This is a genomic window from Haloferax prahovense DSM 18310 (assembly GCF_000336815.1).
Classification (GTDB): domain Archaea; phylum Halobacteriota; class Halobacteria; order Halobacteriales; family Haloferacaceae; genus Haloferax; species Haloferax prahovense.
Genome location: NZ_AOLG01000058.1, coordinates 119574 through 133553, shown reverse-complemented (window position 1 = coordinate 133553; position 13980 = coordinate 119574). Strand labels below are relative to the sequence as shown.

Below are 13980 nucleotides of genomic sequence, written 5' to 3'. Positions count from 1 at the left end.
AGAAATATATGAACGGGATGCCCTCCGCCGTTCTCCACACCGACGTCAGTCGGTGGCGACTGGCCGTTTTCGCGGTCGTCGCCGTCGTGCTCGTCGCTCTACTGTCTCTCACCGACGAGTCGGTCAGTCCGGCGCTCGCGGCCATGGGACTGCTCCCCCTCGTCTACATGGCCACGGGCGCAATCGATGCCTTCCGCGAGCATCCCGCGTTCCCCCTCGCCTCCGCAGTGTACACGACGCTGCTGTTCGCCGGCGGGTACGCCAGTGGCGCGCTGTCGAATCTCCTGTGGGGCGTCCTCGCCATCCTCTCGGCGGTCGGCGTCGTCGTCGAGGCGTACAACTACCGACACGGAGCGAGCTATCTTCGGCTCGATTTCGAATGACGAGGCTGAGCGAGACGACCGTGTCGGGGACGATAGCCGTCGCGTCGCTCGTCGTGGGACTCGTCGTCGCCTTCGACGACCCGCAGGTCGACCTCGCGGGCGGGGCCGTCTGGACCAGCGCGACCGGCATGGTGCTTCTGCACCTTCGCGGGAAAGTCCGCGACGCTCGGAGCGACGAGTCGCCCGAGCCGGGACCGCTCTTGCGTCTGGCCGAACTCGACTACGACCCGCGATACGACCGCTATCTCGGCGTCGCCCTGTTTGCCCTCGGCATCGCGGCGTTCGCGGCGGTCATCGTGGTCGACACGTCTGGCTCGAACGAACTGTTCCTCATCGGCGTCGGGAACTTCTGTCTGATTTCCGCGCTCGGAGCGGTCGCGCTCTCGTATCGATAACACGGACGGACGGGTGAAAGCTGACGCAGTCGGCCGTTTTTGAGAACCGGGCCAGAAAGACTACTTAGGTGGCAGACAACTCTTACGTGTCCGCTCGACGCTGTCTGGTCGGCGGACCGGTGACATAACAGCACAGACAGGCGGCCCATCCCGTGCCAACGGTACTCCGACCCTGCCCCCTCGGACCGCCGCTCGATGGGTCCGCCCCTACATCTCTACCCCCTCTCAGTTCTACTTCCGCGAGTGACCCGTCCGCGACTCAGTCGCGTCCCGGAGCCCCGTGCCCGGCGAGACTGACCACGCGAGACTCGATTTTCCCGTAGACGCGCGCGACCTCGCCGAGGAGCGATTCCGTCGCGAGGACGGCGAAGCCGGTGAAGATGGTCGCGAAGCCGACGACGGTGAGCGTCGAAATCGACTCGCCGAGGAGCACCGTCCCCCCGAGCGTCGCGACGATGGGCACGGCGTAGAAGACGAGGTTGCCGCGAATCGGACCCACATCGTCGAGGAAGCCGAAGTAGGTGAGGTAGGCCACCGCGCCGGCGAAGACGCCGACGTAGGCGAGCGCGAGGAGGGCCGTCGGCGACCACGTGGCCGCGGCGAACGACTCGCCGGAGGCGACGCTCATGCCGTGGGTGAGCGCCGCGCTGACGGGGAGCGCCCACGCCGTGCGGACGGTGCTCGAAAGCGACGTGTCGGCCCAGCGGATGAGCACGGTCCCGAGCGCTCCGCTGACCGCGCCGAGGAAGACGACGCCCTTCCAGAGCGCCTCGCCGCCGAGCAGGTTCGCGGGGTCGACGCCGACGACGAGGCCGACGCCGAGGAGGCCGATGAGCATCCCGAGCGCGCCCCGCGTGGAGAGTCGCTCGTCGGCGAGAAGCGCCATGGCGAACACGGGCGTCAGAATCGGGTTGAGGCTGAAGATAATCGACCCGACGCCGCTGGAGACGTGCTCTTGTCCCACGAACAGGAGAGCGTTGGCGAGGCCGATGACGAACACGCCGGTGGCGAGGATGCCGACCACGTCGCGGACGGACCGCGGGAGCAGTTCGGCGCGCGGCCGGGTCGCGACGACGTAGCCGACGAGCAATACCGCCGCGATGTCGAACCGGAGGGCGACGAACAGGAGCGGCGGGAGGTAGTCGAGGCCCGCCTTCGCGGCGACGAACGTCCCGCCGAAGAAGAACGCCGTCAACGCGAACAGGACGAACCGCCGGCGCGTCGCCGTCACCATTCGACACCACCGACCGAGAGACCGAACGCAGAGTGAAGTGAACGCATCTTAGAGAGTCATACAACTCCCCCACGTATAGTTTGATTCAGAAATCAATTCATAGCAAGAAAAGTCCGCGGCGGACGAGGATGATTCATTCTGTGAAATTATTTCGCGCCACGAAAGAAGTATATCCGAGCGCGCACAACCCCGCCGCATGGAGTCGGCATTAGACGAAATAGCGTTTCTCGCGCTCTCGCAGAACCGCGTCGACGCGCTCAGATACCTCGCCGAGCGGCCGCACTCCCGGCGCGAGTTGGTCGAGCGGACCGGGGCGTCGCAGCCGACAATGGGTCGGGTTCTCAGCGACTTCGAAGACCGGTCGTGGCTCGTCCGCGAGGACGGCGCGTACCGGGCGACGGTGACCGGCGAACTCGTCTCGCGGGGGTTCGACGACCTCGTCGACATCCTCGACACCGACGCCAAACTCCGGCCGGTCGTCGAGTGGCTCCCGACCGACGCCATCACGTTCGACCTCGAACACCTCACCGGGGCCACGATTACCACGCCGAGTCAGGTTCGGCCGAACGCGCCCGTCAAGCGCGCGGTGTCCCTCCTGAGCGAGGCCGAAGACGTGCGCATCTTCTCCTACGCGTTCAACGAGCAGAACCTCGACATCGTCAGAGAGCGGACCGCCGCCGGCGACCAGCGGTTCGAGGGCGTCTTCTCGGCGGACGCCATCGACGCGCTCGCCCACGACTCCCAACTGCGCGAACAGCTCCGCGACCTCCTCGACGCCGACGCGGCCGCCGTCCGCATCACCGACGAGCCGATTCCGATGGCCGCGACCATCGCCGACGCGACCGTCCACCTGTTCCTCCGCGACGACAACGGCATCCTCCAAGCCTCTATCGACGTGACCGAACCTGAAGTGCTCGCGTGGGCCGACGAACTGTTCGAGCGGTACTGGGAGGCGGCGGAGCCGCTCGACCTCGACCGACTCTAAAAGCGACGCTCGCTGGGGAGCCACCGCGTCGTCGCCCCACCCACCGACCCACAATACATATCGGCAACCTGCGAGAAGCCGACGTATGCCCTCGCCTTCGTCCCCTCCATCGCGCGTTCCCTCCGATTCCGACTCTCCGTCGCGTCGCGCGTTTCTCGCCGCCGCAGGGACCGCTCTCGCCAGCGGACTCGCCGGCTGTTCGTCGCTCCGACAGTTCCGGTCACCCGACGGGACGGACTGGTCTGCGTCCGTGCCCGAACCGAGCGTCCTCTCCCCACCGTCGGTCACTGAGGGGGTCGTCGCCGTCATCGGCCATCGGGACGGCGACATCGACGAGGGGCGGGTCGTCGCGTTCGACCGAGAGAGCGGCGAGCGCCTGTGGGACCACGACTTCGGCCGCCCGACGGGGCTCCTCGCCGCTGGCGGGTCGGTGTACGCGGGCGAGAAACTCGGAGCGGGGCGCGGGCGAGTCCGTGCGTTCGACGCCAAAAGCGGGAGCCATCGGTGGTCTCAGACCGTCGGGAACATCGCCTCGGCGATGGCCGCCGCGGGCGACACGCTGTACGCGGCGAACGGGACGCTCGCGGCGCTTGCGACCGACGACGGCGCGGTCCGCTGGGAACAATCGGCGGTCGATGGCGTCGGGTTTACCATCGCCGTCGCCCCGCAGGACCAACTGTTCGCCGACGAGCGAGCGGTCTACTACGGCGACGACGAGGGCGTCTTCGCGATGGCGCCCGACGACGGGAGCCTCCGGTGGGCGTGGCAGCCGGACCGTTGGGACTGGGCCGACGTGGGGCCGATTCCGGCTGGTGGCAGCGTCTACGCCGGTGGCGGCGGCGACATCGCCATGCTCGACGCGGCCGACGGGTCGCTCCGGTGGCGCACCTCGTTCGGGGGCGGCGCGCAGGTGGTCGGCGTCCACGAGCGGGGCTCGACGGTTCTGGTCGCTGAGGGGACGGACGAACCGCCGTCGGACACCTTCGGGACGCTGTACGAACTCGCGGTTCGGGACGGCTCGGAGCGGTACGAAGTCCGCTTCGACAGCCCGGTCGAGCGAACCGCCTCGACCGAAGAGGCGTTCGTCGTCGGAACCCGTGCGGGCCGGATTCGCTGGTCTCGCGGCGCGTCGTTTTTCGACCCGTTCGAGACGACGCTCTCGACGGACGGCTACCTTCTCGGCGCGGCCGGGGCGCAGGCGTTCGCACAGACAGGCGAGGGGACACTCTGGGCACTCTCGCCGGACTCGTGACTCACAGGAAACCGTCGCCGTCAAAACGAGCCCCGCCGAGCGCGCGGTGCGTCGGCGTCCGAAACCACGACCGAACGATGCCCTCGCGCCCCGGCCGTCACTCGAGTTCGTCGAACGAGTCGAACTCGTCCCAGCAGGAACACGGCAGGTCGTCCAGAGAGGTGACTTCGTCCGGGAGGCTGGTGATGGGAATCCCGGAGCCGGCCTCGTCGCAGTCGCGCAGGTGAACGCTGAAGTCGTCGCTGGACATCGTGTACATGGTCAGCACGCTCAGTTCGCCGGCTTGGTTGAAACAATTTGTGAGTGCGACAAGCGAGCGAGAGGAGGCCTGTCGATGGCGCGGTATCGGCCGCTGAGACGGGACCGACGGCGACCAGTGTTAGAGAACCCGAAAGACGCGAACCGTGTCGCGCTTGCCCGGTTCGCAGAGGAGTTGCGCGAGGCCGAGGTCGGAGAACTCGTCCTTCCAGTTGCGGTGATACAGCGGGAAGTCGTCGTTGACGTAGCTCACCTCTGAGCCGGAGCGTCCGCGGGTCGGTCCGTTACCCTCGTTCTCGGCGGTTATCACGAGGTCCGACGAGACGCGGGCGATTTCCTCGAACACCCACGTGTCGTCGGGGTGGACGTGCTGGAGCGTCTCGACGGAGTAGATAACGTCGAATTTGTCGTCGGGGAAGTCGGGAAGCAGGTCCTCGATTGCGCCGGTGAGGAACGTGCCGGTGTCGACGAGTTCGGGGAAGTACTCGGCCATCACCTCGAAGGAGTCGTCGTTGATGTCGATGCCGGTGAGGTCCTCGTAGCCGCGGTCGCGCAGGTGTGCGAGGTGGCGACCGGAACTACAGCCGAGTTCGAGAACCGACGCGTCTTCCGCCGCGTAGTGCTCGAACACGGTCGCGAGCGTCTCGCTGACCTCGTTCGGGCCGATTTGGGCGTAGTACTCCGGCGAGAAGTCGCCGGAGCGCTCGGCCCACCCGCGGTGGTTGTCGTCTGCGTCCATACCCCGAGTAGCGAACGGGCGGGTAAATGTTCCGCGGAGTGCGCGCCGCCGGTACGACGTGCGGGGGAAGTTCCGAAAATCGGGTGACTCCGACTGGGGTGGGTGCGCTGGAGGGCGCGGTGAAGGCGTGCTGGAGGGCACGGGCGAAGGGCTGCGTCAGGGGGACCGAATTTGGAGGGGTGCGTCAGGGGGATTCGGATGTCCCGCGGGGGTGACTGGGTGCGAGTGTGCCGTGGAGGGCTGGAGAGGGTGAGCGCCGGTGCGGGCACGAGCAGTCGGGTGTACCAGTCGAGCGTGCCGTGCCTCGGTCGCGGCGCGGGCGTCAGCGGGTCATCGGGTCGACCGCGGCCGTCACGCCGAGTCGTCGGTCGTCGTTTCGTTTTCGGTCGTCGTTTCGTTTTCGGTCGTCTCGTTCGTCGATGTCTCGTTCGCCGTGGTCTCGTTTTCGGCCGTCTCGTTCGCCGTCGTCGAGTTGTCGAGCGACGAGTCGGTCGTCTCCATCGTCGTCGTCTCGGTGGTTTCCATCGTCGTTTCTTCCGTCGTGGTCTCGTCTTCGGTTGTCGCTTCGACACCACCAGTCTCTGCGGTCGTCTCGGTGCCGCCGACCGCGGGTTCGGCGTCCGTGCCGTTCGTCCCGTTCACCGGGCCGCCGCTCCCGCCCGTGTCCGTACAGCCGGCGAGGGCGACGGTCGCCGCGGCGACTCCGGCACCGAACTGCCGTCGAGTGAGGGTTTCGCGCATCGCAGTCAGCAGTATCGCTCGGCGGATGATAATGGGGAAGAGTCGTCCCGACCGTTCTCTCCCGAGCAACCGTTTCGCCTGACCGTTTCGACCGTTTCAGTCGGATTAACGGAACGTTTTCCGGCGCGGCGAGCGCCGACGAAAGCGGTTCTGTACGTCGGTTACCTCACGTCAGAGGGGCGACCGGGCGAGAGACGACAGGGGGCGAGCGCGAGCGGCGACAAGCGGCGACCGAGGCCCGTCGAGAGGCGAGAGACGCGCCCGTGAATCTCAGCGACGACGGCCGAGACCGACGCCGCGTCCGCACCGCGACGACCGGTACATAATTCACGATTTGGAAACATTCTTGGTAAATTGACTTTCAAAAAGGTTGTAAAATGCCCAATGGACATATAAACAAAACATTATACACTAGCAGAGTCGACAGATAAGGAGCGAACACATGCCAGTCAAACGCGTCTCGCGGGTCGGGTGGGCGCTCGTCGTGACGTTGCTCGTCGTCGCGGCAGGCCTCTCACCGGTCGCCGTCGTCGCGGCGGACGGCGTCGAGGTGGGTGCGGTCGACCACGCCGGCGCGGGCGTCGTCGCGACCGAGAACGGCCGGACGTACGTCGCCTCGTGGCAGCCGTCGACGGTTTCGGTGGCCGTCGCATCCGACAGCGACGACTACGAGGTCTGCCTACAGACCGACCTCGACGACGGCTCGACGATGCTGTTGGCGTGCGAACCGCTCGGGAGCGCGGGGGCGAACGCGAGCGATGAGCGGCGCGTCGAGTTCGCCTTCACGACGTGGCCGGTGAACGCGACCGGCGACCGAACTCTGACCGCCGTCGTCAGACCCGGCGGGGGCGGCGAGCCGGTCGCGCAGGCGAGCCACGGCGTCACGGTGCTCGCGCCGGCCGGGGACGCCGACGGCGACGGCCTCGGCAACCGGGACGAACTCGACCGCGGTACGGACGTGCTCGTCGCCGACACCGATACCGACGGCGTGCCCGACGGCGAGGAGGTGAACCGCTACGAGACCGACCCGACGAACACGGACACCGACGGCGACGAACTCAGCGACGGCGTCGAGGTCAACGAGCAGGGGAGCAACCCGACCGAAACCGACACCGACAGCGACGGTCTCGACGACGGCGCGGAAGTGACGACCCACGGCACGGACCCGACGACCGCCGACACCGACGGCGACGGCCTCGACGACGGCGCGGAAGTCAACGATTACGAGACGAATCCGACCGAGGCCGACACAGACGGCGACGGCCTCGAAGACGGCCCCGAGGTCAACGTCCACGAGACGGACCCGACCGCCGCCGACACCGACGGCGACGGCCTCGAAGACGGCCCCGAAGTCAACCGATACGAGACGAACCCGACCGCCGCCGACACCGACGGCGACGGTCTCGACGACGGCCGCGAGGTCAACGTCCTCGGGACCGACCCGAACCGCGGCGACACCGACGGCGACGGGCGCGGAGACGGCGCGGAGGTCGAAGCGGGGTCGGACCCGAACGCCGCGCCGGGGTCGGTCGTCGGGTCGCTGGGGCTCGGTGGCGACGGCTGGCTACTCGTCCTCGCGGTCGCGGCCGTCGCGGTCGTCCTGGTCGCCGTCGGCGCGCGAGTCCGCGGAAGCGAGGTGCGGGCGCTGCTGTCGGACGTTCGCTCTCGCGCGACCGACCGCACCGCCGGCCGGCGCGACGGGGCGGCGGCGGACGCAGTCCAAACGGGCGGGAGCGACGGCCCGGTTCGCCCGGAGCCGACCGCCGACGCCTATCCCGGCCCGGAGGAACTCCTCGACGACGAGACGCGCATTCTCAAACTCCTCGACGACAACGGCGGTCAACTCCGGCAGTCGAAGGTCGTCGAGGGAACGGGCTGGTCGAAGTCGAAAGTGAGCCGCGTCCTCTCGCGGATGGCCGACGAGGGCAGCGTCGCCAAGATAAACCTCGGCCGAGAGAACCTCATTGCCCGCCCCGAGAACGTGCCCGAACACGCCCGGTCGCCGTTCGACGAGTCCTGAGCGGGGCGAGCGACCGAAGTTCGGGCCCCGAGCCCGTGGTCCCGGGCGGCGAGCCGAAGTTGGAACATACCAACCAAGGCTATAGGCCTTCGGCGACTACCTCGAATCCATGCGCGAATTCGTCTTCACCGTCGAGTACGAGCGGGGTGCCGACGAGGTGATGGACCTCTTCATCGAGAACCCGGACTTACACTCCAAGACCATGGCGATACACGCCACGAGCGAGTCGATGTGGCGACTCGACCGCCTCACCGGGCCGACGGAGGCGCTCGAAGCGTTCGACGAGGTTATCGAACAGGCCACCCGGTGCAACGGCGTCCTCGGGATGTGCGGCGCGCCGGTCGTCGAGTGGGACTACGAGGTGCTCTCGGAGACGCCCAACGGGCGCATCGTCTACTCCTGCCGCGAGGAGGGCGACGGGATTCAGTCGATTCCGCACGTCGCCGCGAAGCACATCGGCGACGGTCTCCTGATGCAGGCCGAGCGCCGAGGGGCCCAAAACCAGTGGCGACTGCTCATCTCCGACGACGACACGGTGAGCGAGATTTACGAGGAGGTCAAAGACAGCCTCAGCGACGGCCTCTCGCTGAGCGTCCAGCGCATCAGCGAACCCGAATGCTGGCTCGAAGAGGGCGTCTCCGCCGACGGCCTCCCGCCGGAACAGCAGGCGGCGCTCGAAGCCGCCGTCGAGTTCGGCTACTACGAGACGCCGCGCCAGCACACCGTCCAAGAGATTTCCGAGGAACTCGACATCCCGAACTCGACGCTCCAGTACCGTCTGACACGCGCCGAGGCGTGGCTGGCCCGGCAGTTCGTCACCGGCACGCTCGGCACCGAGGTCGAAGAGCGCGTCGACCCGGAAAAGCTCGAAGCGAGCGCGTGACCGACGACTCGGGTCGAACGTCCCGCGGGACACGCCCACAGGAGGGTTGGAATATTCCAACCACATCCTGATACGCCGCGGACGCGTACCCGAATACGTGGGAAAGGACACTTTCAGCGACATCACCGGCCTGCCGGACGACCTCGGAATCGGCGACGACCTCGCGCGGGCGGACCAGCGCGCGTCGATTCGCGTCGACACCCGACGGTACGGTAAGCCCGTGACGGTGGTCGACGGCCTCGACCTCCCGACCGACGAACTGGACGCCCTCGCGTCGACCCTGAAGCGACGGCTCGCAGTCGGCGGGACCGTGACCGACGACGGACGTATCGAGCTACAGGGCGAACACGGCGAGCGCCTCGAAGCCGCGCTCCGCAACGAAGGCTTCGGCGTCGAGACCTGATTCCGGGCGCCGCCCGTCGAAGTCGCCACCATCTTACCTGACCTTACTGCACCTCGCCCCACGCCACCCCGACCGCGTTTTTCCCGGGAAGCGACCGAGTGCGAACCCAGCAGGAAGACTGGTTCGGCAACAGACATGTAAACCAAGGAACTTATGTGGAGCTGGCTAGTTCGACTAGCCAATGATGGCAGCAAGACAACATTATCACGTGAGGAGAAACGGATGAGTCCGCGGGAACCGAACGACGGCGTCGGCTCGGTTCTCTCGTGGCTCTTCGTCGCGGTCATCGTGCTCTCGACGGTCGCCGTTCCGCTGGCGACGGGGCCGGCGAAAGCGGCCGAGGCGCACATCGGAATCTCCGACGTGACGGTCGCGCCGGCGGAGCCGACGCCCGGCGAACAGACCGACCTCGAAGTGACGATTCGGAACGGCGAGAACAGCCCGAGCGTCGTCGACGTCACCGACGTCTACGTCCGCCGACAGGGAAGCCCCACCGACATCGCGCGCATCGAAGACGTGGGAACGATAACCATCGGGTCGAGCATCACCATCCCGGTCGCCGTCTCGTTCGACGAGCCCGGGTCGAAAAACCTCCGCGTCGTACTGGTCGGCAGACAGAACGACGGCTCGCACGTCCGGGTTCGGTACCCGGTGACCGTCGACGTGAAGGAGGTCTCCCGCCCGCAGCTAGAGCTCTCGACCGAGGAGGCCGTGCCCGGTGCCACTCGGTCCGTGAACGTCACCGTCTCGAACGGACTCACCGAGGACATTCGACAACTGCGGGTCGTCTCCTCCTCGTCGGAGGTGAACTTCAGCGTCACCGAGCGCGTGAAGCCGCGGCTGGAGGCGGGCAACGCCACGACGTTCACCTTCCCCGCGCGGGTCGACGAGGCCGGGTCGTACCCGGTGAACGTGACGCTCCAGTACTCGAGCCGCGGCGAGAAACACGAACTCACCCGCACGTACCGCCCCGCGTTTAGCTCTCCGACGAACCCCGGACAGGTCATCCTGACCGACGTGCAGGCGACGCAGGCCGGGGGCGCGCTCGAAATCTCGGCGACCGCCGGGAACGTCGGCTCCGACGCCGTCGAGGGAGTCGTCGTCTCCGTCGCGGACTCGTCGAGCGTCGAGCGAAGCAACTACTTCATCGGGAGCATCGACGGGAGCGACTTCTCGTCGTTCACCCTCCGAACCGCCGCACAGGGCAACGTCTCTTCGGTTCCCGTCGAGGTTCGGTACAGCGTCGGCGGCGTCGAGAAGTCGGTCACCACGTCGGTCAGCGTCGACCGTCAGACGATGCGTCGCCCCGTGCCGGACTCGGGGGCGGGCGGGCTCCCGCTCCTCCCGGTCGGCGGTGCCGCCGCGGTCCTCCTCGTGGGTGCGGTCGTCTATCGCTGGCGGAGCTGACGACAGATGAGATGGGACATCTCCGACTCCGAGGAGGCGGAGCCGACAGAGCCGGCGGAGGCCGGCCGCGAGGACCTCCCGAGTGACGCCGCGAGCCTCGCCGGCGACCTGATACTCCGCGGCGAAGACGTCACGAAGGAGTACCAGACGGGGACCCAGACCGTCCGGGCGCTGAAAGGCATCGATTTCGGCATCGCGCCGTCCGACTTCGTCGCCATCGTCGGCCCCTCGGGGAGCGGGAAGTCCACGCTCCTCAACCTGCTGGGCCTACTCGACGTGCCGACCGACGGCGCGGTCAGTCTTCGGGGACAGGACGTGTCGACGTTCTCCGACGCGGACCGAACCCGAAAGCGGAAGCGCGCAATCGGCTTCGTGTTCCAGAGTTTCTACCTGATTCCGACGCTGACGGCGCTGGAGAACGTCGAGATGCCGCGGATGCTCGACAAGACCCCGGTGAAGACGCGCGAGCGAGCGAAAACACTGCTTCAGCGGGTCGGCCTCGGCGACCGGCTCGACCACTACCCCGACGAGCTGTCGGGGGGACAGAAACAGCGCGTCGCCATCGCGCGGTCGCTCATCAACGACCCCGCGCTCCTGTTGGCCGACGAGCCGACCGGGAACCTCGACCGCGACACCGGCGACGAAATCCTCGCCCTGTTCGACGAACTCCGAGCCGAGGAGGACGTGGCCATCGTCACGGTCACCCACGACGCCTACGTCGCCGAGGAGGCCGACCGCGTGGTGAACCTCGTCGACGGCGTCATCGAGGACACGGGCGAGACGGCTGCTGACGGGGGGCACGGAGCGTGAGCGTCTCGAAGCGGCGGCCGCGCGCCGTTCTTGTTCGAGGTGCGTCCCCGTGAGTTGGCTCCGCCGGGTGACCGCCCGGTTCCCGACGGTCGTGTTGGCCCGCCGAAACCTGTCGCGCGCCACCGCGCGGACCACGCTGGCCGTCGTCGCCATCGTCATCGGCGTCGTCGCCATCGGGACCATCGGCGCGGGCGGCGAGGCGTTCAAACAGGACCAGATGGAGGCGTACGAGGGGTTCGGCGGGACCGCCACCGTCAGCCCCGTCTACTACCAGAACGACGACGGGGACATCGTCGGCGGCATCTCGGACAAGGACGTCAGTCGAATGCGACAGGTGACCTCGGGCGCGACGGTACACCCCGTCATCGAGCGCTGGGACACCGTCGTCCGCACGTCGTCGGGAGAGACCTCCCCCTCGGCGCAGGTGAAGGGACTGGCGGCCCTCGGGACGTTCTACGAGGCGCAATCGGGGTCGATACCCGATAGCTGGCGACAGCAGGTCGTCGTCGGCTCCCGGTTCGCCGACAACAACGACGTGGAGACGGGCGACCAGCTGACGGTGACGATAAACGGGAGCTTCGAGCGGACGTTCCGCGTCGCTGCGGTGCTCGAACCGCAGGGGTTCGCCGACCAGCTACAGGCCGACCGCTCGGTGTTCCTCCCGTTCGACCGCCTCAGCCAGCTCGAAGACTCCGATTCGAAGTACGGCTCGGTCATCGTCAGGGTCGACCCGCAGACGGGGTCGATAGACGAGGCGGCCGAGAGCCTCGAAACGGAGTTCAACACCCGAAGGCGAACCATCGCCGTCTCGGAGGTCCAAGAACAGCGGGAGCGCTTCAGTCAGACGTTCGAGATGATAAACCAGTTCCTCATCGGCGTCGGCTCGATTTCGCTCCTCGTCGCCGCGGTCACCATCGCGAACACGATGTTGATGACGGCGATAGAGCGCGAGCGCGAAATCGGCGTCATGCGGGCGGTCGGCTATCCCAAGCGGGCGGTCGTGAGCCTGCTTCTCGCCGAGGCGACCATCCTCGGGCTCGTCGGTGCCGCAATCGGCGTCCCGCTCGCGCTCGGCATCGGGATGGGGCTCAACCAGTTCCTCGTCGGCGACCCGCTGGCGTTCACGGCCGCGGGGCTTCGATACGTCGGTCTCGGGGCGCTGTTCGGCGTTCTCACGTCGCTGTTCGCCGGCGTGTACCCCGCGTGGAAGTCCGCGAACAAGCGGCCCGTGGAGGCGTTAGAATGACGCGAACGAGGGGCGAGAGACGATGAGCCTGCGCCACCGAATCGCCGGGCGGTTCCCGCGGCTCGTCATCGCCCGGCGGAACATCTCGCGGGCGAAGGTCCGGTCGATACTCGCGGCGGCCTCGATACTCATCGGCGTCGTCGCAATCGGCGCAATCGGCGCGGGCGGCGCGGCGTTCAAGCAGAGCCAACTGCAGAGCATCCAAGCCCAGGGCGCGACGAACGTCTACGTCTCGCCGGGGGCCGACATGGAGGCGTCGCACTTCGACAGAGAGGACGTCAAAGCGATAGACGAGACGGTCGGGGCGGCCGCGGTCGTGGCGACGCAGACCGGGAATATGGAGCTGATAACGGACGACGGCACCCGCGAGGGGGTGACTGTCACTTACGTCGACGACCCCCGGAAGACACACGAGATAGCGCGGGGAGAGATTCCCCTGAACTGGCGGCAGAGCGTCGTCGTCTCCCACGAGTTCGCGGCCGACCGTGGCGTCGAACTCGGTGAGCGCCTCACGTTCGTCTCCGAGACGGAGACGGCCACCGGGACGATCGAGACCGAACACACCTACCGCGTCGTCGCCGTGCTGGCCGAGACCCAGTCGTTCGGCGGGAGTCGGCTGTACCTCCCCATCGAGGAGACTGGGGACCGACAGTACAGTCGCGTGCAGGTGATGACAGAGTCGACTGACAGGGCCGAAGCCGTCGCCGAGGCGCTCCGAGACCGCTTCAACGACCGGAAAGACAGGCTGTTGGTGTTCGAACTCACCTCGCTCGTCCGCCTGCTCAAGACGCTCGTGAACGGAATCAACGCGTTCCTCGCGGGCCTCGGCTCCATCTCGCTTCTCGTCGCCGGCGTCTCGATTGCGAACACGATGCTGATGGCCGTCATCAAGCGCCGCGAGGAGATCGGGGTCCTGCGGGCGGTCGGCTACGGGAAAGGCGATATCGTCCGGATTCTCCTCGTCGAGGCGGTGCTCCTGGGCGCGCTCGGATCGGCGGTGGGGCTCGCTATCGCCGTTGTCGTGGCGATGGTGGCGAACGCGCTGTTCCTCGGCGACCCCTTCGCCTTCACGCAGTCGGCGCTCCTGTACTTGGCCGGGGCGGTCGGGTTCGGTATCCTGACCAGCCTGCTCGCCGGCGCGTACCCCGCGTGGCGGGCGGCGAACGAGCGGCCTATCGACGCGCTCCGGGGCTGAGTGGTCGGAATCGCTCTCCGGCCGTCACC

The 13980-nt window shown here is 67.5% G+C and carries 15 protein-coding genes; 11 read left to right on the top strand and 4 right to left on the bottom strand.

The features are described from left to right. The first annotated feature begins 17 nt into the window (after positions 1–17). Entirely contained in the window at positions 18–383 is a 366-nt protein-coding gene (locus tag C457_RS19135; RefSeq protein WP_193363442.1) for a phosphatidate cytidylyltransferase, read from the top strand. Continuing rightward, complete coding sequence (locus C457_RS19130; protein WP_008097239.1) at positions 380–778, top strand: hypothetical protein; 399 nt, start codon at positions 380–382, stop codon at positions 776–778. Before C457_RS19135 ends, C457_RS19130 begins: the two co-directional genes overlap by 4 nt. Before the next feature lie 259 nt (positions 779–1037). Here C457_RS19130 and C457_RS19125 read toward each other — a convergent pair whose 3' ends face one another. Continuing rightward, positions 1038–2012 carry a DMT family transporter gene (locus C457_RS19125; protein ID WP_008097238.1) on the bottom strand — a complete coding sequence of 325 codons (975 nt, stop codon included), beginning with the start codon at positions 2010–2012 and terminating at the stop codon, positions 1038–1040. 196 nt (positions 2013–2208) lie between these two features. Between C457_RS19125 and C457_RS19120 the strand changes: the two genes are divergently transcribed. Beyond that, positions 2209–2997, top strand: a complete 789-nt coding sequence (locus C457_RS19120) for a helix-turn-helix transcriptional regulator (RefSeq protein WP_008097237.1) — start codon at positions 2209–2211, stop codon at positions 2995–2997. A 250-nt stretch (positions 2998–3247) separates the two neighbouring features. Further along, complete coding sequence (locus C457_RS19115; RefSeq protein ID WP_008097235.1) at positions 3248–4249, top strand: PQQ-binding-like beta-propeller repeat protein; 1002 nt, start codon at positions 3248–3250, stop codon at positions 4247–4249. Positions 4250–4346: 97 nt separating this feature from the next. On the opposite strand, the gene C457_RS20740 is transcribed toward C457_RS19115, so the two are convergent. The 3 genes from C457_RS20740 to C457_RS19105 all read right to left on the bottom strand — a co-directional run bounded on the left by C457_RS20740 (position 4347) and on the right by C457_RS19105 (position 5987). Continuing rightward, positions 4347–4508, bottom strand: a complete 162-nt coding sequence (locus C457_RS20740) for a hypothetical protein (RefSeq protein ID WP_004971617.1) — start codon at positions 4506–4508, stop codon at positions 4347–4349. 120 nt (positions 4509–4628) lie between these two features. After that, positions 4629–5246, bottom strand: coding sequence for a class I SAM-dependent methyltransferase (locus tag C457_RS19110; protein WP_004971616.1), 618 nt, complete (start codon positions 5244–5246; stop codon positions 4629–4631). A 351-nt stretch (positions 5247–5597) separates the two neighbouring features. Then, positions 5598–5987 carry a hypothetical protein gene (locus C457_RS19105; protein WP_008097233.1) on the bottom strand — a complete coding sequence of 130 codons (390 nt, stop codon included), beginning with the start codon at positions 5985–5987 and terminating at the stop codon, positions 5598–5600. A 442-nt stretch (positions 5988–6429) separates the two neighbouring features. On the opposite strand from C457_RS19105, the gene C457_RS19100 reads away from it, so the two are divergent. The 7 genes from C457_RS19100 to C457_RS19070 all read left to right on the top strand — a co-directional run bounded on the left by C457_RS19100 (position 6430) and on the right by C457_RS19070 (position 13951). After that, positions 6430–8007 carry a helix-turn-helix transcriptional regulator gene (locus C457_RS19100; RefSeq protein WP_008097231.1) on the top strand — a complete coding sequence of 526 codons (1578 nt, stop codon included), beginning with the start codon at positions 6430–6432 and terminating at the stop codon, positions 8005–8007. A 109-nt stretch (positions 8008–8116) separates the two neighbouring features. After that, on the top strand, positions 8117–8890 hold the full coding sequence (locus C457_RS19095; RefSeq protein WP_004971611.1) for a helix-turn-helix domain-containing protein: 774 nt from the start codon (positions 8117–8119) through the stop codon (positions 8888–8890). A gap of 97 nt (positions 8891–8987) precedes the next feature. Beyond that, entirely contained in the window at positions 8988–9293 is a 306-nt protein-coding gene (locus C457_RS19090) for a translation initiation factor (RefSeq protein WP_008097228.1), read from the top strand. A gap of 222 nt (positions 9294–9515) precedes the next feature. Further along, the gene (locus tag C457_RS19085) at positions 9516–10700 is read left to right on the top strand and encodes a hypothetical protein (RefSeq protein WP_008097226.1); all 1185 of its coding nucleotides are present in this window, start codon (positions 9516–9518) and stop codon (positions 10698–10700) included. Positions 10701–10706: 6 nt separating this feature from the next. Beyond that, on the top strand, positions 10707–11510 hold the full coding sequence (locus C457_RS19080; protein WP_008097225.1) for an ABC transporter ATP-binding protein: 804 nt from the start codon (positions 10707–10709) through the stop codon (positions 11508–11510). A gap of 49 nt (positions 11511–11559) precedes the next feature. After that, a complete protein-coding gene (locus tag C457_RS19075) occupies positions 11560–12756 on the top strand; it encodes an ABC transporter permease (RefSeq protein ID WP_008097222.1) in 1197 nt (398 codons plus the stop codon). Between the two features lie 22 nt (positions 12757–12778). Continuing rightward, a complete protein-coding gene (locus C457_RS19070; RefSeq protein WP_008097220.1) occupies positions 12779–13951 on the top strand; it encodes an ABC transporter permease in 1173 nt (390 codons plus the stop codon). The last annotated feature ends 29 nt before the right edge of the window (positions 13952–13980 follow it).

Bases quoted from the DNA above. Each gene is read 5' to 3' on its own strand.
- C457_RS19100 (WP_008097231.1), top strand. From the start codon at position 6,430: ATGCCAGTCAAACGCGTCTCGCGGGTCGGGTGGGCGCTCGTCGTGACG.
- C457_RS20740 (WP_004971617.1), bottom strand. From the start codon at position 4,508: ATGTACACGATGTCCAGCGACGACTTCAGCGTTCACCTGCGCGACTGC.
- C457_RS19110 (WP_004971616.1), bottom strand. From the start codon at position 5,246: ATGGACGCAGACGACAACCACCGCGGGTGGGCCGAGCGCTCCGGCGAC.
- C457_RS19080 (WP_008097225.1), top strand. From the start codon at position 10,707: ATGAGATGGGACATCTCCGACTCCGAGGAGGCGGAGCCGACAGAGCCG.
- C457_RS19120 (WP_008097237.1), top strand. From the start codon at position 2,209: ATGGAGTCGGCATTAGACGAAATAGCGTTTCTCGCGCTCTCGCAGAAC.
- C457_RS19095 (WP_004971611.1), top strand. From the start codon at position 8,117: ATGCGCGAATTCGTCTTCACCGTCGAGTACGAGCGGGGTGCCGACGAG.
- C457_RS19085 (WP_008097226.1), top strand. From the start codon at position 9,516: ATGAGTCCGCGGGAACCGAACGACGGCGTCGGCTCGGTTCTCTCGTGG.
- C457_RS19125 (WP_008097238.1), bottom strand. From the start codon at position 2,012: ATGGTGACGGCGACGCGCCGGCGGTTCGTCCTGTTCGCGTTGACGGCG.
- C457_RS19070 (WP_008097220.1), top strand. From the start codon at position 12,779: ATGAGCCTGCGCCACCGAATCGCCGGGCGGTTCCCGCGGCTCGTCATC.
- C457_RS19130 (WP_008097239.1), top strand. From the start codon at position 380: ATGACGAGGCTGAGCGAGACGACCGTGTCGGGGACGATAGCCGTCGCG.
- C457_RS19105 (WP_008097233.1), bottom strand. From the start codon at position 5,987: ATGCGCGAAACCCTCACTCGACGGCAGTTCGGTGCCGGAGTCGCCGCG.
- C457_RS19135 (WP_193363442.1), top strand. From the start codon at position 18: ATGCCCTCCGCCGTTCTCCACACCGACGTCAGTCGGTGGCGACTGGCC.